Source organism: Micrococcus flavus, from assembly GCF_014204815.1.
Lineage (GTDB): Bacteria > Actinomycetota > Actinomycetes > Actinomycetales > Micrococcaceae > Micrococcus > Micrococcus flavus.
Genome location: NZ_JACHMC010000001.1, coordinates 663,524 through 681,210 on the forward strand (window position 1 = coordinate 663,524; position 17,687 = coordinate 681,210).

General features: G+C 73.2%; 15 protein-coding genes. 8 read left to right on the forward strand and 7 right to left on the reverse strand.

Translation table 11 applies throughout. From position 1 onward, the window contains the following. Positions 1-7 precede the first annotated feature (7 nt). The 4 genes from BJ976_RS12225 to BJ976_RS03255 are packed head-to-tail and all read right to left on the reverse strand — an operon-like array spanning position 8 to position 4,389. Entirely contained in the window at positions 8-292 is a 285-nt protein-coding gene (locus tag BJ976_RS12225; RefSeq protein WP_376698721.1) for a rhodanese-like domain-containing protein, read from the reverse strand. Positions 293-298: 6 nt separating this feature from the next. After that, positions 299-1,270 carry an FAD-dependent oxidoreductase gene (locus tag BJ976_RS03245; RefSeq protein ID WP_376698702.1) on the reverse strand — a complete coding sequence of 324 codons (972 nt, stop codon included), beginning with the start codon at positions 1,268-1,270 and terminating at the stop codon, positions 299-301. A 57-nt stretch (positions 1,271-1,327) separates the two neighbouring features. Then, a complete protein-coding gene (locus BJ976_RS03250; RefSeq protein WP_135030667.1) occupies positions 1,328-3,082 on the reverse strand; it encodes a bifunctional 3'-5' exonuclease/DNA polymerase in 1,755 nt (584 codons plus the stop codon). Between the two features lie 26 nt (positions 3,083-3,108). Further along, complete coding sequence (locus BJ976_RS03255; protein ID WP_135030668.1) at positions 3,109-4,389, reverse strand: dicarboxylate/amino acid:cation symporter; 1,281 nt, start codon at positions 4,387-4,389, stop codon at positions 3,109-3,111. Between the two features lie 153 nt (positions 4,390-4,542). On the opposite strand from BJ976_RS03255, the gene BJ976_RS03260 reads away from it, so the two are divergent. Then, positions 4,543-6,036, forward strand: coding sequence for a sugar porter family MFS transporter (locus BJ976_RS03260; protein ID WP_184231813.1), 1,494 nt, complete (start codon positions 4,543-4,545; stop codon positions 6,034-6,036). Between the two features lie 67 nt (positions 6,037-6,103). Next, a complete protein-coding gene (locus BJ976_RS03265) occupies positions 6,104-6,943 on the forward strand; it encodes an alpha/beta fold hydrolase (RefSeq protein WP_135030669.1) in 840 nt (279 codons plus the stop codon). Positions 6,944-6,954: 11 nt separating this feature from the next. On the opposite strand, the gene BJ976_RS03270 is transcribed toward BJ976_RS03265, so the two are convergent. After that, a complete protein-coding gene (locus BJ976_RS03270) occupies positions 6,955-7,896 on the reverse strand; it encodes a DUF808 domain-containing protein (RefSeq protein WP_135030670.1) in 942 nt (313 codons plus the stop codon). Positions 7,897-8,073: 177 nt separating this feature from the next. Between BJ976_RS03270 and BJ976_RS03275 the strand changes: the two genes are divergently transcribed. Next, positions 8,074-8,607: a PACE efflux transporter gene (locus tag BJ976_RS03275; RefSeq protein WP_135030671.1), complete on the forward strand. Its 534-nt coding sequence runs from the start codon at positions 8,074-8,076 to the stop codon at positions 8,605-8,607. A 39-nt stretch (positions 8,608-8,646) separates the two neighbouring features. On the opposite strand, the gene BJ976_RS03280 is transcribed toward BJ976_RS03275, so the two are convergent. After that, positions 8,647-9,537, reverse strand: coding sequence for a patatin-like phospholipase family protein (locus BJ976_RS03280; RefSeq protein ID WP_135030672.1), 891 nt, complete (start codon positions 9,535-9,537; stop codon positions 8,647-8,649). Between the two features lie 83 nt (positions 9,538-9,620). On the opposite strand from BJ976_RS03280, the gene tpx reads away from it, so the two are divergent. Beyond that, positions 9,621-10,121: a thiol peroxidase gene (tpx, locus tag BJ976_RS03285; RefSeq protein ID WP_135030673.1), complete on the forward strand. Its 501-nt coding sequence runs from the start codon at positions 9,621-9,623 to the stop codon at positions 10,119-10,121. A gap of 89 nt (positions 10,122-10,210) precedes the next feature. Further along, positions 10,211-11,347, forward strand: coding sequence for a S1C family serine protease (locus tag BJ976_RS03290; RefSeq protein WP_229667393.1), 1,137 nt, complete (start codon positions 10,211-10,213; stop codon positions 11,345-11,347). 9 nt (positions 11,348-11,356) lie between these two features. Here the strand turns inward: BJ976_RS03290 and zupT are convergent, their stop codons facing one another. After that, the gene (gene zupT / locus BJ976_RS03295) at positions 11,357-12,160 is read right to left on the reverse strand and encodes a zinc transporter ZupT (protein ID WP_184231815.1); all 804 of its coding nucleotides are present in this window, start codon (positions 12,158-12,160) and stop codon (positions 11,357-11,359) included. Positions 12,161-12,271: 111 nt separating this feature from the next. On the opposite strand from zupT, the gene BJ976_RS03300 reads away from it, so the two are divergent. From BJ976_RS03300 to BJ976_RS03310, 3 genes are all read left to right on the forward strand, one after another. Beyond that, entirely contained in the window at positions 12,272-13,822 is a 1,551-nt protein-coding gene (locus BJ976_RS03300; RefSeq protein WP_135029683.1) for a phytoene desaturase family protein, read from the forward strand. A 252-nt stretch (positions 13,823-14,074) separates the two neighbouring features. Then, on the forward strand, positions 14,075-16,003 hold the full coding sequence (locus tag BJ976_RS03305; protein ID WP_184231816.1) for an ABC transporter family substrate-binding protein: 1,929 nt from the start codon (positions 14,075-14,077) through the stop codon (positions 16,001-16,003). 162 nt (positions 16,004-16,165) lie between these two features. Beyond that, entirely contained in the window at positions 16,166-17,686 is a 1,521-nt protein-coding gene (locus BJ976_RS03310; RefSeq protein ID WP_135029680.1) for an ABC transporter permease, read from the forward strand. Position 17,687: the final 1 nt, after the last annotated feature.

The window sequence follows — 17,687 nt, forward strand, 5'->3', positions numbered from 1 at the left end:
GGCGGCGTCACGCCGTCTGCGCGGCCCCCGAGGCGGTGCCCGCCGTCCAGGTGCGGTAACCGCCGTCGAGGTTGCGGGCCCGGCGGCCGTGCGCGGCGAGGATGCGGGCGGCGATGTGCCCGCGCAGCCCCACGGCGCAGTGCACCACGAGCTCGCCCTCGGGGACGTCGGCGAGGCGGTCGCGGAGCTCGTCCACGGGGATGTTGACCGCACCCGGGATGGCCCCGGCCGCGAACTCCCCGGGGGAGCGCACGTCCACCACGGAGGCCCCGTCGGCGAGCGCGTCCTCCAGCTCGTGTCACTGCACGGTCTCGCTGACGCCGCCGGCCACGTTCTGGTCCACGTAGCCCAGCATGTTCACGGCGTCCTTGGCGGAGCCGAACGCCGGGGCGTAGGCGAGCTCGAGGTCGGCGAGGTCGGAGGCGGTGAGGCCGCCGGCGATCGCGGTGGCGATCACGTCGATCCGCTTGTCCACGCCCTCCTCGCCGACGCCCTGGGCGCCCAGGATCGCGTCCGTCTCCGGGTCCACGAGGAGCTTGAGCGCCATCGTGGCCGCCCCGGGGTAGTAGCCGGCGTGGGAGGCGGGGTGGGTGTGGATGATCCGGTGCGGGCGCCCGGCCGCGCCGAGCCGCAGGTCCACACCGCGCTCGCGCAGCCGCTCGTGCACCGGCGCGGCCATCTCGGGGTCCAGCGGCGCCATCACCTGAGAGGTCGCCTCCACGAGGGTCACCTGCAGGCCGCGGTGCACGAGGTTCTCGGCCGCCTCCACGCCGATGAACCCGCCGCCCACCACGACGGCGGTGCGCGCGTCCGCCACAGCGGCGGCCATCCGGTCGGTGTCCTCCACGTCCCGCAGGGGCAGGGCGCGCTCGATGCCCGGGATGGGCGGGAACACGGGCCGGGCGCCGGGGGAGAGGACGAGGTGGTCGTACCCGAGCTCCGTCTCCGCGCCCGCCGCCGTGCGGAGGGCGACGGTGCGGGCCGCGGCGTCGATCCCGGTGACCTCGGTGTCCACGAGCACGCGGATCCCGAAGCGGGCCGCGAGCGACTCGGGCGTCTGCAGCAGCAGGGAGGACCGCTCCTCGATCACGCCGCCCACGTCGTAGGGCAGGCCGCAGTTGGCGAAGGACACGTGGGCGCTGCGCTCGACCACGGTGATCTCGGCGGTCTCGTCCAGCCGACGCAGGCGCGTGGCGGTGGACATGCCGCCGGCCACGCCGCCGACGATCACATAGCGGGCGGGGGAGGCGGGGTGCGAGGTCTCGGTCATGTCTCCATCGTATACCCCGAGGGGTATCGACGTCGCGGGTGAGCGGCGTTCCCTCGCTCACTTCGCGTCGGCGTAGGACTCCGTCTGGGACACCGTCAACGGGAAGTCCACCGGCGCGGCGCCGAAGAGCAGCCGCCCCGCCTCCGCGGCGGCCTCCCGCACGACGCCGGCCACGGCCTCCGCCTCCTCCGCCGGCCCGTGCAGGACCACCTCGTCGTGCACGAAGAAGACCAGCTGCGTCCTCGCTCCGGCCGTCCGCAGACGCCGCCGGATCTCCCCCATCCAGCACAGGGCCCACTCGGCCGCGGTGCCCTGCACCACGTAGTTGCGGGTGAAGCGCCCGGCCGAGCGGCGCAGGGTGCCGGCCCGGGACTCCGCCTGGCGGGTGGAGCGGTCGGCGACGGCGCTGAGCCACCCCTCGTCCGCGGGCGGCGACCAGCGGCCCAGCCACGTCGACACGGGCCGTCCCGCCTCGCCGGCGGCGGCGGCCTGCTCCAGCAGGCCCAGGGCGTTCGGGTAGAGCCGACGCAGGTGCGGCAGCAGGGCGGCGGAGTCCCCGGTGGTGGCACCGTACATGGCCCCCAGGAGGGCCACCTTGGCGCGGGAGCGGTCGTCGAGGGCGGTGCCGGCCGAACGCCCCTGCTCCGCCACCTCGCGGTACAGGTCCGGGGTGGATCCCGCGGCGGCGAGGGCGGCGTCCTGCGCCATGGCCGCGAGGATCCGCGGCTCCACCTGGGAGGCGTCCGCCACGGTGAGGAGGTGGCCGTCGTCGGCCCGCACCGCGTCGCGCACCACCGCCGGCACCTGCATGGCCCCGCCGCCGTGGGCCGCCCACCGGCCGGTGACCACGCCGCCCACCAGGTAGGCGGCATGGAAGCGGCCGTCCCGCACCCAGGTGTCGAGCCAGTGCCAGCCGTTGGCGGTCCAGAGGCGGTAGAGCGCCTTGTACTCCAGAAGCGCGGCGATGCGCGCCGTCCGCGCCTCCGCCTCCGCTCCTCCGCGCGCGGCCCACGACTGCAGCTCGTGCTGGCGCGTGGAGTCCACCGTGACCCCGGCGGTCTGGAGGGCGCGCAGCAGGTCCTTCTGGGAGTCCGGGTTCAGCCCGGGGGCGCCGAGGTCGTCCGCCACCTGTTCGGCCAGTGCCTGCAGCCGTGCGGGCCGCTCACCCTCGGCCGGCCGGGGGCCCAGGCGTTCGGTCAGGCGTGCGTCGTGCAGGTCGGCGCGCCACGGCAGCCCCGCCCGGTGGATCTCGGCGGCCACGAGCGCACCCTGGGATTCCGCGGCCAGCAGCAGGCGGAGACGCGCCGGGTGGGCGGAGGAGGCCACGGCCCGGTGCTGGGCCGCGAGCTCCGCGGCCAGCCGGCGCACGTCGGGGGCGGCCTGCGCGGCGGGGGCGGGGAGCTCGAACATCGTCCCCTGCTGGAGGGCGGGCGCCGCCTCCCCGGCGGGGGCATCGCCCTCCGGCTCGTGCACGGCCAGCTCCACCGCCGGTCGGTACTCCACCGCCCCGGCCGCCGCGGCGCGCGTCAGGATGCGCTGACCGAGGGACAGGTCCCGGACGGCGTCCACGGGCACGCCCGCGCGCAGCCACCGCGGATACTCCTCGGCCACCGAGGCCAGCACCCAGCGCACGGCCCGCGCCTCCGTCCCGAGCCGTCGCGGGAGGTCGCGGACGACGTCGGATGCGGCCTCGCGCGGGAAGGTCACCGGGGTGGGCACCTCCGGCAGGCCCGCGGGCGCGTCCGGCTCCGCCGGGACCGCGCACCAGGTGCCGGAGCCGGCGTCGGGCGCGGGGCCGAGGACGATGTGCACCCGGCCATTGTCCCTGGTCCCCGGGATCAGTCCCGCGCGGTCTCCTCGGCCGTCGAGCGGTCCTCGATCCGGTCCCCGGCGATCCGGTCCATGACGAGGGCGATCGCACCGTCGCCGGTCACGTTGGTGGCGGTGCCGAAGGAGTCGATGGCGATGTAGGTGGCCACCATGAGCGCCACCATCGGCTCGGTGAACCCGAGCATGGTGGAGAGCAGGCCCGAGGCGGCGACGATCGCGCCGCCGGGGACGCCCGGGGCGGCCACCATGGTGATGCCGAGCATGAAGATGAAGCCCACCATGAGGGGCAGGTCCACCGTTCCCCCGGTGAGGAGGATGACGGCCGTGGAGAAGGCCACGATCTTCACGGTGGAGCCGGCCAGGTGGATCGTGGCGGCCAGCGGCACCACGAAGGAGGCGATCGGCTGCCGCACGCCGAGGGAGAGCACCTGCCGCAGCGTGACGGGGATGGTGGCCGCGGAGGAGGACGTGCCGAGCGCGGTGGCGTAGGCGGGGAGCATGGCCTTCAGGGCGTGGAAGGGGTTGCGCCTGCTGATCGCGCCGGCCACGAGGTATTGGAGCACGAGCAGGACGAGGGTCAGGGCGAAGACGATCAGGATGACGCCGAGGAAGGTCATGATCACCGTGAAGACCTCGCCGGCGGCCGCCATGGCCAGGAAGATGCCGAAGATGTAGAACGGCAGCAGCGGCACGATCAGGCCGGTGACCACGCGCTCGATGATCGTGCGCAGCTCCTCGAAGCCCTGCTGCATCACGCCCCGGGGGATGAGCGTCATGCCGATGCCCAGCACGAATGCCAGCAGCAGCGCGGTCATGACGCCGAACGGCGGGCCCATCTCGATCTCGAAGAACGGCGCGGCGGTGGCCTCGGAGGGGTCGGTGACGCCGGCGATCGAGCCCGGCGTGAGGATCCGGGGGAACAGGAGCGCGGCCACCGTCAGGCTGAGGAGGCCGCCGAGGAGCGTGGAGAGGTAGGCGATGCCGGCCGTGAGACCCAGCCACTTGCCGGCGCCGCGGCCGAGCTCGGCGATCGCGGGGGCGACGAGGGCCACGATCAGCACCGGGACGATGAACCCCAGGAAGGCGCTGAAGAGGGAGGTGAACGTCGCCGCCAGGCGCGCGAGCCAGTCGGGGGACACGAGGCCGACCGCCACACCCAGGGCGATGGCGACGAGGATGCGGGGCAGCAGCCCGAACCGGGGGCGACGGGCGGGTGAGGCGTCGTCGGCGTCGTGCGTCGACGACGCGGGGGAGACGGGGGGATGAGACGGGGGGACCGCGGAGGACATGCGCTCCACCTTAGGACCCGGTGGGGAGTGCCCCGGGTGGCGCTGCCGGCAAGGACGCGTCCGGGTTGCGCGATGCTCCAGGCGCCGTCCACACTCGGCGGACGGCGGCGCCCATCGGGGGACGCGCCGATCACACGAGACGGGAGCGCGGAGATGGCGGAGCAGCAGGGCACGGGGGACCGGTCGGTCCTCAAGGACAGGGTGACCGGACGGGTCGTGGGCATCAGCGTGGCCGCCGCTCTCGGCGGGTTCCTTTTCGGCTTCGACACCGCCGTCATCAACGGTGCCGTCGACGCCCTGGCGGGGGAGTTCGCGCTCGGCAAGGGCCTGACGGGCTTCGCCGTCGCCTCGGCGCTGCTCGGCTGCGCGCTCGGCGCGTGGTTCGCCGGACCGCTGGCCAACAAGCGCGGTCGCGTCCCGGTCATGGTCGTGGCCGCCGTCCTGTTCCTCGTCTCGGCCCTGGGGTCGGGCCTGGCCTTCGGCGTCGTGGACCTCATCCTCTGGCGCGTGGTGGGCGGCCTCGGCGTCGGCGCCGCCTCCGTGATCGCCCCCGCCTACATCGCCGAGGTGAGCCCCGCCCAGGTGCGCGGCCGGCTCGGGTCGATGCAGCAGCTGGCGATCGTGCTGGGCATCTTCGTGGCCCTGCTCTCCGATGCGATGTTCGCCGGCCTGGCCGGCGGCGCCTCCAACGAGTTCTGGCTCGGCCTCGAGGCGTGGCGTTGGATGTTCCTCGCGGAGGCCGTCCCCGCCATCGCCTACGGGCTGTTCTCCCTGCGTCTGCCGGAGTCCCCGCGCTTCCTCGTCGCCCGCGGCCGCCTCGACGAGGCCGCCCGCGTCCTGCACGACTTCACGGGTGTGGACCGGGTGAACCTGGTGATCGAGGACATCCGGCTCTCCGTGCAGTCGGAGCGCCGTGAGTCCCTGTCCGACCTGCGCGGCTCGGCCCTCGGCCTCAAGCCGATCGTGTGGGTCGGCATCCTGCTGTCCGTGTTCCAGCAGGCCGTGGGCATCAACGTGATCTTCTACTACTCCACGACCCTCTGGAAGTCCGTCGGGTTCGGCGAGTCGGACGCGTTGCTGATCACCGTGCTCACCTCCGTCACGAACATCGCGGTGACGATCGTGGCCATCATGCTCGTGGACAAGGTCGGGCGCCGGCCCATGCTCCTGGTCGGCTCCCTGGGCATGACCGTCTCGCTGGGGCTCATGGCCCTGTGCTTCTCCTTCTCCACGGTCACGGTGGCCGCCGACGGCATCGAGGCGGTGAGCCTGGGCGCCCCGTGGTCCACCCTCGCCCTGATCGCCGCCAACGCGTTCGTCGTCTTCTTCGGCGCCACGTGGGGCCCGCTGACCTGGGTCCTGCTGGGCGAGATGTTCCCCAACCGGATCCGCGCCAGCGCGCTCGCGGTGGCGGCCGCGGCCCAGTGGGCCGCGAACTTCGTCGTGTCCACCACGTTCCCGGCGCTGGCGGCGGTGGGCCTGACCTTCGCATATGGGCTGTACGCCCTGATGGCGTTGCTCTCGTTCCTGTTCGTGCGCACATACGTCGCCGAGACCAAAGGCAAGACCCTCGAGCAGATGAGCGACGCGGTGGAGGTCGCGCCGCGGCGTCGAGCCGCCGTGGCCCGCGAGGCAGGGGACGCCTGAGCGGCCCTGCCTGGACCACGACGTCGGCCCGCACGGGAGACGGCCCCGCGCCGCCTACCCTGGTGCGGTGACCTCACCGCAGCCGCACTTCACCCCCGCCCACGACGCCTCCCTCGCCTCCACCCGGGTGGGGGAGGGCCCGCGCCGCGTCGCCTTCCTGCACGGGCTCATGGGCCGGGGCCGCAACTTCACGGGGATCGCCAAGGACCTCGCGGACGACTTCACGTGCGAGCTGATCGACCTGCCGGACCACGGCCAGTCCCCGTGGACGGACCGCGTGGACTACCAGGAGATCGCGGACCGCGTGGCGGCGCACCTGCGGGCCGGGCTCGCCGCGGAGGGCCCCGTCCACCTCGTGGGCCACTCGATGGGCGGCAAGGTGTCCATGGCGCTCGCCCTGCGCCACCCGGACCTCGTGGACCGCCTCGTGGTGGTGGACATCGCCCCCCGCATGTCCGAGTCCGCTACGGACGAGTTCGTCCACCTGCTCGGGACCATGCGCCGCATGGACCTGGCCTCGTACGGCTCCCGTGCGGAGGCGGACGCGGCCATGGCCGAGCACGTCCACGACGAGCGCGTGCGCGGCTTCCTGCTGCAGAACCTCCGCCGGGAGTCGGGCCGGTTCTCCTGGCAGCCGAACATCGACATGCTCTTCGAGCACCTCGAGCAGGTGGGCCGCTTCCCCGACCCCGTGGTCCCCGAGGATCCGGAGCGCGTGTTCGACCGGCCCGTGCTGTGGCTCGGGGGTGCGGACTCCGACTACATCCGGGACGAGGACGTGCCGGGGATGAGGGCCCTGTTCCCGCGCGTCGTGCGGGTGACGGTGCGGGACGCGTCCCACTGGGTCCACGCGGACCAGCCGGAGGCGTTCGTCACCGCGCTGCGCACCTTCCTCACCGCGGACTGACGGCGCCGGCGTCAGTGCGCCAGGGTGTCCTTCTTCCCGCGCACGCGGTCCACCACCGCCATGATCCCCACCACGAGGGTGCCCCACAGCAGGCCCCACGCGGCGGAGGTGAGGGTCTCCACGAGCCAGGCGACGACGCCGCCGGCCGCCTCCACGGCGTGCACGACCTCGTGCTGGAGATCGTACGGCCAGGGCAGGCCCAGGGCGGAGAGCTCCATCAGCACGATGTGGCCGCCCACCCACAGCATCGCCACGGTGCCGATCGCGGTGATCACGCCGAGCACCACCGGCATGGCCTTGACCAGGCCGGCGCCGAACGAGCGGCCGCCCGAGGTGCGGGCGTTCTGATTCATGTGCAGGCCGATGTCGTCCATCTTCACGATCAGCGCCACGGCGCCGTAGACCACCACGGTGATCATCACGGCCACCACCGCCAGGATCGCGGCCTTGAGCCAGAAGGACTGGTCCGCCACCTCGTTCATGGAGATCACCATGATCTCCGCGGAGAGGATGAAGTCCGTGGTGATGGCCCCGCGCACCACCTTGTCCTCCGCCTCGGGGCCCTGCTCCACGGCCGGCGCCTCGTGCGACGCGTGGTGGCCGGTGAGCTTGCCCCACACCTTGTGCGCGCCCTCGTAGGAGAGGTACGTGCCGCCGGCGATCAGCAGCCACGGCAGCAGCCACGGGGCCAGCCAGTCGATGATCAGCAGCGCAGGCAGGATGAACACCAGCTTGTTTCGCAGCGAGCCCTTGGTGATGCGCCAGATCATGGGCAGCTCGCGCTTCGCTGCCGCGCCGGACATGTACTGCGGCGTCACCGCGGCGTCGTCCACCACCACGCCGGCGGCCTTCGCGCTCGCCTTGGCGGCACCGGCGGCGACGTCGTCCACGCTCGCCGCGGCCAGGCGCGCCAGGGCGGCGACGTCGTCGAGCAGGGCTACCAAACCACTCATGGGTGTGCTCCTCGGGGTGTGCGCTCCCGCGGCGGTCGCGGCGCGGTGTCGAGCATAACGGGACCAGCCCCGGCGGGTGCGCCCCGAGCGAGGGGTCCGGGCCCCGCGCGGCGGGCGTCTAGGGTGGGCTCTCGGGGCGCCCCGCCTCACAGACCCGAGCGTCCAGGAGAACCCCCCATGACCGTCGACGTCGGCCCCGCCCCCGGACGGACCCGTCCTGCTCCGCGCGGACCGGGTGGCCGCCGTGCCCTCGTGGGCCGCCCGGTGTTCGCCTCCGCGGCACTGCGCCGGGTGGTGTACGCCGTGGTATTCGAGGCGCTGGCGGTGCTCTTCACCACCGGCATCCTCGCGGCCCTGGGCAACGCCGGCGGCCCGTCCCTCATGGTGGCGGTGGTCTCCTCGACGGTGGCCCTCCTGTGGAACGTGCTGTTCAACACCCTGTTCGAGCGGTTCGAGCGCCGCGTGGGCGTCACCCACCGGCCGTGGTGGATGCGCGCGGCGCACGCCGTGGGCTTCGAGGGCGGCCTGCTGGTGTTCCTCGTGCCGGCCGTGGCCCTCGTGCTGGGCGTCGGGCTGGGGGAGGCCTTCCTGATCGAGGCCGGCCTGCTCGTGTTCTTCCTCGTCTACGCGGCCGTGTACGCCTACGCCTTCGACTCGGTGTTCGGGCTCCCCACCCAGTCCGTGCGGCCGCGCCCCGCGGCCGCCCGCTGACCGGGCCGTCCCGGTCCGGACGCGGGCGCCGTCGTCGGTTCAGAGGCCCAGGAACTCCCGGATGGCGGGCATCTCCCGCCGGGCCTGCGCCAGCCCCAGCTCGTGAGCGGCGGCCAGCTTCGCCACGGACCGCTCCCCGTTGGACACCGGCATGGTCTCGGGGACGAACAGGTAGGCGCTGCCCTCGCGCTCCATCTGGAACAGGCGCTCCCGCGTGGCGTTGTACCGCTCCCAGCGCGTGAGCAGCGCCTCGGCCACGGCGGGGTACTTCCGGAAGGCCCGCTGGTAGAACGCGGGGAAGCGCTCGGGCCCCTTGACGTAGGAGCGCTCGCGGGTCATCACCACGAACAGCCGCTCGAAGCCCGCCTCCTCGGCGGCGGTCACCGGGATGCCGCCGTCCACGCCGAGGGCGCCGTCCACGAACACCGTGCCCTCCGCGTGCACCGGGGGCATGAGGATGGGCATGGTCGAGGACGCCCGCACGCGCACCATGAGGTCCCGCAGGGTCCCCATGTCCTCGCGGGTCCACCAGCGGGTCTCGCCCGTGACCGCGTCGAAGCCGGCGAGCACCAGGCGCGCGGGGTTGGCCTCGAACGTGGCGAAGTCGTACGGCAGGTCCGCCTCCGGCAGGCCCGCGTGCTCGTAGATGTACTCCGCGTTGAACATGCCCTTGCCGCGCAGGAAGGTCCGCCAGTTGCCGAACCGCGGGTCGTCCGCGAAGTCCACGAACGCCTGCCGCGCGCGCTCGGGGGAACGGGCCAGGTAGTTCACGGAGTTGGAGGAGCCGGCGGAGATCCCCGCCACGAAGTCCACGTGCACGCCCGCGCGCAGCAGCTCGACCACCACGGCCGAGGTGTACGAGGCGCGCATGCCCCCGCCCTCGAACAGCAGTGCGGTGTCCGTGACGTTGGACGTCAGCGTCTCGTGCATCTCGTGTGGCCTCCCGTTCGCCCTGCGCCGAGTCCCGCGCGACACGCGCCCGCCCGGCCTCGCGCCATCCTAGGCTGTCCGCCATGGCCACCACCCACTTCCAGAGCACCCCCGTCCGCACCGTGGGCGAGCTGCCCGCGGTCGGCTCCGCCGCTCCCGCCTTCACCCTCACGGGACAGGACCTCGGGGCCGTCGGGCTCGCCGACCTGGCCGGGCGCACCGTGGTGCTGAACATCTTCCCGTCCCTGGACACCGGTGTGTGCGCGCAGTCCGTGCGCCGGTTCAACGAGGAGGCCGCCGGACTCGAGGGCACCTCCGTCCTCGCCGTGTCCGCCGACCTGCCGTTCGCCGCCGCCCGCTTCTGCTCGGCGGAGGGCATCGACGCCGTCACCCCCGCCTCCGTCTTCCGCTCGGACTTCGGCACGGACTACGGCGTGGAGCTCGCGGAGGGCCCCATGGCGGGGCTGCTCGCGCGCGCCGTCGTCGTGATCGACGCCGAGGGCCGCGTGGTGCACACCGAGCTGGAGGACGAGATCACCGCCGAGCCGGACTACGAGGCCGCCCTGGCCGCCGCGCGCGGCTGATCCCGGTGACCGGCGCCCCGTCCTCCTGGCCGCCCCCGGCCCCGCCGCCCGGGTGGCCGCAGCCCCCACGCCCGCGGCGACGCTCGCCGGTGACGGTCCTGATCAGCGTCCTCGGTGTGCTCGGCGCGGTGGTGCTGGCCGCGGGGCTGGCGCTGCTGGTCGCCGGGCGCATGGGGGATGTGGCCGCACGGCAGGGGACGGAGGCGGCGGCCCCCCGCGCGTCGAGCGAGGAGGTGCGGGCGCTCGCGGCCGGCCTCGAGGGTGCCCACGACGGCGTGGCCGTGGACTGGGACGGCGCGGTGGGGTCAGGCCCGGATCTCGCCGCCGGCGCCCGGGTGGACGACGCTCCGGGCGTGCTCCTCGTGGAGACCACGCTGGGCACCATGATGGGCACCGGGACCGGGATCGTGCTGTCCGAGGACGGGCTCGCGATCACCAACTACCACGTGGTGGAGGACTCCTCGGACGTCTTCGTCACCGTGGCGGACACGGGGCGGCGGTACACGGCCACGGTCCTGGGCAGGGACGCCGAGCACGACATCGCCGTCCTGGACGTGGAGGACGCCGCGGACCTGACCACCACGAGCGTGTCCCGGCAGCTCCCCGCCCGCGGAGACCAGGTGGCCGCCGTCGGGAACGGCTCCGGGCAGGGCCACCTGACGGCCGTGGGCGGCGAGGTGCTGCGGACCGACCAGTCGATCATGGCGGCCACCGAGGGGACGGACGACTTCGCCCGCCTCACCGGGCTCATCCAGACGGACGCGGACGTGGTCCCCGGCTACTCCGGCGGGCCGCTCGTGGACGCCGAGGGCCAGGTGGTGGGCGTGACCGTCGCCGCGAGCGAGGGGACCACCGCGGAGGAGGTGGACGGCTTCGCCATCCCCCTGGACGTGGCCTTCGACGTGGTGGCCCAGGTCCTCTCGGGGGAGGAGACGGACACCGTGAGCATCGGGGCGGACGGCTCGCTGGGGATCATGGTCTCCGGCTCGGGAGACGGCGTGGAGGTCCTCCGGGTGGACCCGGGCTCGGCCGGCGAGGAGATCGGCCTCGCGCCGGGCGACGTGATCACCGCCGTGGACGGCACGGAGGTGGGGGGCAATGCCTCGCGGATGTCCCGGCTGGTCAACGACCACAACGCGGGGGAGCGGATCGCCGTCGCGTGGCGGACCCCCGACGGGACCGAGCGTGAGGCCGAGGCGGTCCTCCAGGAGGCGCGCTACAACTGAGCCGCCGGCTTAGGCGAGCAGGTCGAGGGAGACCAGCATGACGGCGATCCCCGACAGCGCGCCCAGCAGCGCGGGGGTGCGTCCGCCGGCGCGCTGGGCCTCGGGGAGCAGGGCGTGCAGGCTCAGCGCCACCATGACGCCGGACACCAGGGCGTACACCGCACCGAGCACCGCGGGTGTCAGGAACGGGGCCAGCACCAGGTAGCCGACCAGGGCGCCCGCCGGCTCGGCGATGCCGGCCACGGCCGCCCACGTGAAGGCCCGGCGCCGCGAGCCCGTCGCCGTGCGCACGGGGACGGCGACGGCGATCCCCTCCGGGACGTTGTGCACCGCCATCGCGACGGCCAGGGCGAGCCCCACCGAGGGGTCCTCCAGCGCCCCGGCGAAGGTCACGAACCCCTCCGGCAGATTGTGGGCCGCGATCGCGACGGCGGTCACGGCACCGAGGCGGGCCATGCGTCGGGCGGCCACGCCCGTGCCGTCCGGGGCGGCCGGCCCGACGACGTCGCCCGGGACCGGGGGCGTGGGCTCCGGCACCAGGTGTTCCAGCAGCAGGTACGCCCCGGCTCCGGCCAGGAGCGCGGCGACCGCCGCGAGGCCCCCGGCCGAGCCCACCCCGGCGGCCAGCCCCTCACCCGCGGCGGGCATCATCTCCGCCAGGGAGACCGTCACCATCACTCCGGCGGCGAGCCCGAGGGCCACGGCCAGCCCGCGGCCGGAGATCGGCCGTCCGACGGCACCGAGGGCCCCGCCGAGGGCGGTCGAGGCCCCGGCGAGGGCGGTCAGTGACAGGGCCGTCCAGAACGGGTCCACGCGTCGGCCTCCTCCGGATCGGCGGTCGGCGCGGACAGGACGGTCCGCGGGGTCGTCCGCCATCCTAGGTGGACGGGCCGCCCCTGCCCGCCCCGACCACAGGAGCCCACCATGCCCCGCAGACCGTCCCCGCCCACCCGCCTGACCGGTCTCGCCGACCGCCTCGGCCTCCCCCTCGGCGCGGACCGCGCCGCCCCCGGCGAGGGGTTCGCCCTGCCGCGCGGGGCTGAGCCCGGACGCGCCGTCGTCGTGGGCTCGGGCCCCAACGGCCTGACCGCCGCCGCCCTGCTGGCCCGGGAGGGCTGGGAGGTGGACGTGTACGAACGGCACTGCGCGCCGGGCGGGGCGAGCGCCTCGGGCCCGGTGCTGGGGGAGGGGACCGTGGTGGACCTCGGTGCCGCCGCGCACCCGTTCGGCGTGGCGAGCCCGGTGTTCCGCGAGCTCGACCTCACCGGCCACGGACTGCGGTGGCTCCATCCGGAGCTGCCCATGGGGCATCCCCTGCCGGGCGGCCCCGCGGCGCTCCTGCACCGGGACCTGGACCGCACGGCCGAGGGCCTCGGCAGGGACGCCCGCGCGTGGCGGGCGGTGCACGGAGCCCTCGTGCGGCAGCCCGAGAAGCTCGTCGAGGACGTGCTCGGTCCCATGCTGCGGCCCTGGCCGCACCCCGTGGCCATGGCGCAGCTGGGCCTGCGCGCCCCGTGGCCGGCGGCGTGGACGGCCCGGGCCGCCTTCCGCACCGAGCAGGCCCGCGCCCTGTACACGGGCTCGGCCGTGCACGCGATCCTGCCCCCCGGCCGGCCCCTGACCAGCGCGTTCGGCGCCCTGTTCGGCGCGTTGGGCATGACCACCGGCTGGCCCGTCGCCGAGGGCGGCTCGGGTGCGATCGTCGCCGCGCTGGTCGCGGTGCTCGAGGACCACGGCGGCCGGCTGCACCTGGACCATGACGTGAGGGATCTGCGTGAGCTGCCCGCCGCGGACGCGGTCCTGCTGGACATGACGCCGCGCCAGGTGGCCGCACTGGCCGGGACGGACCTGCCCGCCGGCTACGCCCGGGCCCTGCGGCGCTGGCGCTACGGCGCGGCCGTGTCCAAGGTGGACTTCCTCCTGGACGGGCCCATCCCCTGGACGGATGCGGCCCTGACGGGCGCCGGCACGGTGCACCTCGGCGGCACGTCGGCGCAGATCCAGCACGCCGAGGCCGAGGCCGCCGCCGGCCGCATGCCCGAGCAGCCGTTCGTCATGCTCTGCCAGCAGCAGGCGGCGGACTCCTCGCGCGCCACGGGCGCGGCCGCGGGCCGCACCGTGGTGTGGTCCTACGCCCACGTCCCGCACGGCTGGGCCGGAGACGTGCGGCCGCTGATCGAGGAGCAGGTCGAGCGGTTCGCCCCCGGCTTCCGGGACCGGATCGTGCACGCCGAGGCCTCCCGGCCCGCCGACCTCGAGGCGTGGGACTCCAACCTGGTGGGCGGGGACATCGCCGGCGGTTCGATGGGCGGGCTGCAGCTGCTCCTGCGCCCTGCCCCGACCCCCGTGCCGCACCGCGCGGGCCGACCGGGCCTCTACCTGGCCTCCGCCTCCACGCCGCCCGGCGCCGGCGTCCACGGCATGGCCGGCGCCTGGGCCGTCCGCACCCTGCTGGCCGACCGCGTCGTCCGGTGAGAGCGCTTCAGGCGCCGTGCCCCAGAGGCCGGGCCTCGGAACGCCGCGCTGACGGGCTGCCGTGGCGGGGCGGGGAGGACGCGGCATGACACGCCCAGGGGGCGGCTTTCCGTTACACGGAGATACCCGCTACAGTGTGTCTCATCTCACGGAGTGGTCATGATCCACGCCACACCGGAGGTCGTCCCACGCAGGCGGATCCCCCTCCTGCCGGGTCGCCCTTGCACCTTCAGATGAACGGAAGATCCTTCCATGAAGCACACGAAGCTCTCCGCGGCCACGGCGCTCGCCTTCGGCTCCGCCCTCGTCCTGTCCGCCTGCGCCCCGGCCGGCCCGGCCTCCAACGACGGCGGCTCCTCGTCCGCCGCGAACGGCGGCTCCTCGTCCGCCGCGAACGGCGGCTCCTCCGCCGCTGAGGGCGGCTCCGCCTCGGGCGGCGCCGGCGAGGTGACCACGGGCGAGAACGGCCAGAAGCTCACCGCCCCCGTCGACGGCCCGGGGCTCGCCGACCTGGGCGACGTGCAGACCGAGGACGGCTCCATCGCGTACTCCGTGGGTGCCGACGAGTTCCTCTCCTACAACGGCCTCCAGGAGAACACGTACACCACGTACAACTCCGCCGTGGTGGACCGTCTGTTCTCGAGCTTCTGGTACTACGGCACCGACGGCACCCTGCTGCCCAACGAGGAGTTCGGCACGTACGAGAAGATCTCGGACGATCCGCTCACGGTGAAGTACACGATCGCCGAGGACGCGAAGTGGTCCGACGGCACCCCCGTGACCGCCGCGGACTACATCGTCCAGTGGGCCGTGGACAACCCGACCGTCCAGAACCCCGAGGGCGAGGCGGACCCGGAGACCGGTGACAAGCCGCCGCTGTTCGAGACGATCTCCACCGAGTTCGGCAAGCGCGTGCCCGAGGCCCCGGAGGGCGATCCCAAGGGCAAGGAGTTCACCATCACCTACGAGGAGCCCTACGCCGACTGGGAGATCCTCGTCTCCACCGCCCTGCCGGCCCACGTGATCGCCAAGGGCGCGGACATGGAGCTGGACGCCCTCGTGGAGGCGGCCAAGGCCAAGGATGTGGCGGCCCTGAAGCCGGCCGCCGAGTTCTGGAACAACGGCTGGGACTTCTCCCCGGGCGAGCTTCCCGAGCAGGACATGATCCCGTCCATGGGCCCGTACCGCATCAAGGACGGCAGCTGGCAGGCCGGCAACTCCATCACCCTGGAGGCCAACCCCGAGTACTGGGGCACGCCCGCCGCCACCAAGGAGCTGGTGATCAAGTTCGCCGCCCCGGAGACCCACGTGCAGGCGCTGCAGAACAAGGAGCTCGACGTCATCGAGCCCCAGGCCACCATCGACACCGTGAGCCAGCTGGACGGCCTGGGCGACCAGGTCAACGTCCAGAAGGGCGACGAGATGACCTGGGAGCACCTCGACTTCAACCGCGGCGAGGGCTCCGTGTTCGCGGACAGCCCGGAGCTGCGCGAGGCGTTCGCCCTGTGCGTGCCGCGCCAGCAGATCGTGGACAACCTGATCAAGCCGATCAACCCGGACGCGCAGGTCCTGAACGCCCGTGAGGTGTTCCCGTTCCAGGACAACTACCAGGAGGTCGTGGACGCGGCCTACCCGAAGGAGCTGGACCAGCCGAACCCGGAGAAGGCCAAGCAGCTCGTCGAGCAGTCCGGTGTGGACAAGCCCGTCGTGCGCCTCGGCTACCAGGCCGGCAACCAGCGTCGCACCGAGACCGTCGCGCTCATCAAGTCCGAGTGCGACAAGGCCGGCTTCGACATCCAGGACGCCAACAGCCAGGTGTTCTTCAAGGAGGTCATGCCGGCGGGCGACTACGATGTGGCGCTCTTCGCATGGGCGGGCTCCGGCCAGAAGGCCTCCGGCGCGAACATCTACCAGTCGGACGGCCAGCAGAACCAGCAGTCCTACTCCAACAAGACCGTCGACGAGGCGTGGGACAAGCTCTCCACCTCCCTCGACGAGAAGGAGCAGCTGGAGCAGACCAAGGCCATCGAGAAGGCCCTGTGGGAGGACTTCCAGGCCATCCCGCTGTACGCGCACCCGGGTGTGCTCGCCCACCAGGCGGACCTCGCCAACGTGCGCGCCACCTCCGTGCAGACCGGCGCCCTCTGGAACGTCGAGCAGTGGAAGCGCGTCGCCGAGTGACGATTGCCTGACCACTGATCGTGTGGCCGCCGGGACCCCCGGGTCCCGGCGGCCGTGCGTTGAGGACTGGGCCCGGCCGTCGCGGTCGGGCCCAGTCCCATGACGGAGCGAACTCCGACACTCCACCCACTTCCCAGTCCGCACGGAAGGCCACCCCCTGTTGTGCTGAAATTCATCCTGAGACGCCTGGGCAGCTCCCTGCTCGTCCTCTTCGGCGCGTCGATCCTCCTGTTCTTCCTCGTCGTCAACTCGGGCGACCCCCTCTCCGACCTCCGGGAGTCGCAGGCGAACAACCGCGATCAGCTGATCGCCACCCGCATCGCGAACATGGGGCTCGATCAGCCCTGGTACGTCCGGTACCTCGACTGGCTCAAGGGTCTGGGAGGCTACCTCGTGGGCCAGGGCACCCTGGGCATGAACCGCTCGGGGCAGCAGGTCGCCGACCTCCTGTCCAACGCCGCGAGCTCCACGCTGCGGCTCGTGGTCCTCGCCACCGTCCTGGCCATCATCATCGGCGTCGCCGTGGGCATCATCACCGCGATCCGCCAGTACTCCGGCCTCGACTACGCCGTGACGTTCCTGATCTTCCTGTTCTTCTCCCTGCCCGTCTTCTGGGCCGCCGTGCTGCTCAAGGAGTACATGGCCATCGGGTACAACAACTGGATCGCCGAACCGACCCTCAACTGGGGGCTCATCATCGGACTCGCGGTGATCCTGGGCCTCGCACTGCAGGCCGCCATGGGCGGTCCCCTGGCCCGCCGGGCGTTCACGTTCCTGGCCACCGCGGGCGTGATCGTGCTCGGGGCCTACCTGATGTTCGCGCTCGACATGTGGCGCAACCCCCGCATGGGCCCGATCGTCCAACTGGTGATCGGGCTGGCCGTGGCTGTCGGCGCCACCGCGCTCGTCACGGGCCTGCGCAACCGCTCCGTGCTGAAGGCGGGCCTCGTGACCGTGGCCCTGGGCATGGTGGGCTACTACGCCACCTACGGCATCCTGTACGCGAACCCCAACGGCTGGATCATCGCCGGCCTCGCCGTCATCACCGTGCTCGTGGGCGTCCTCGTGGGCCGTCTGCTGGGCGGCTTCTCCCAGGGGTCGGCCGTCACGGTCTCCGTGGTGACGGCGCTCGTCATGGGCACCGCCATCATCGCCGAGCACATGATGAACTATTGGCCCGCCCTCCTGCGGGTGAAGTCGCGCCCCATCTCCACGATCGGCTCCGAGACCCCCAATCTGAAGGCGGACTTCTGGGTCCTGTTCCTCGACAAGGGCACGCAGCTGCTGCTGCCGACCATCCTGCTGACCATCATCTCGGTCGCCACGTACTCGCGGTACACCCGCTCCTCCATGCTGGAGGTCTCCCGCCAGGACTACATGCGCACCGCCCGGGCCAAGGGCCTCGGCGAGCGGCAGGTCATCCTGAAGCACGCCTTCCGCAACTCCCTGATCCCGATCACCACCATCATGGCGTTCGACTTCGCCGGCCTGATCGGCGGCGCGGTCATCACCGAGCGCGTGTTCGGCTGGAAGGGCATGGGCGAGCTGTTCGCCACCGGCCTGAACCAGGTGGACCCCGCGCCGGTGATGGCGTTCTTCCTGGTGACCGGCACCGCGGCCGTCCTCATGAACCTCGTGGCGGACATCCTCTATGCCGTCCTCGACCCCCGGATTCGAGTGTGAT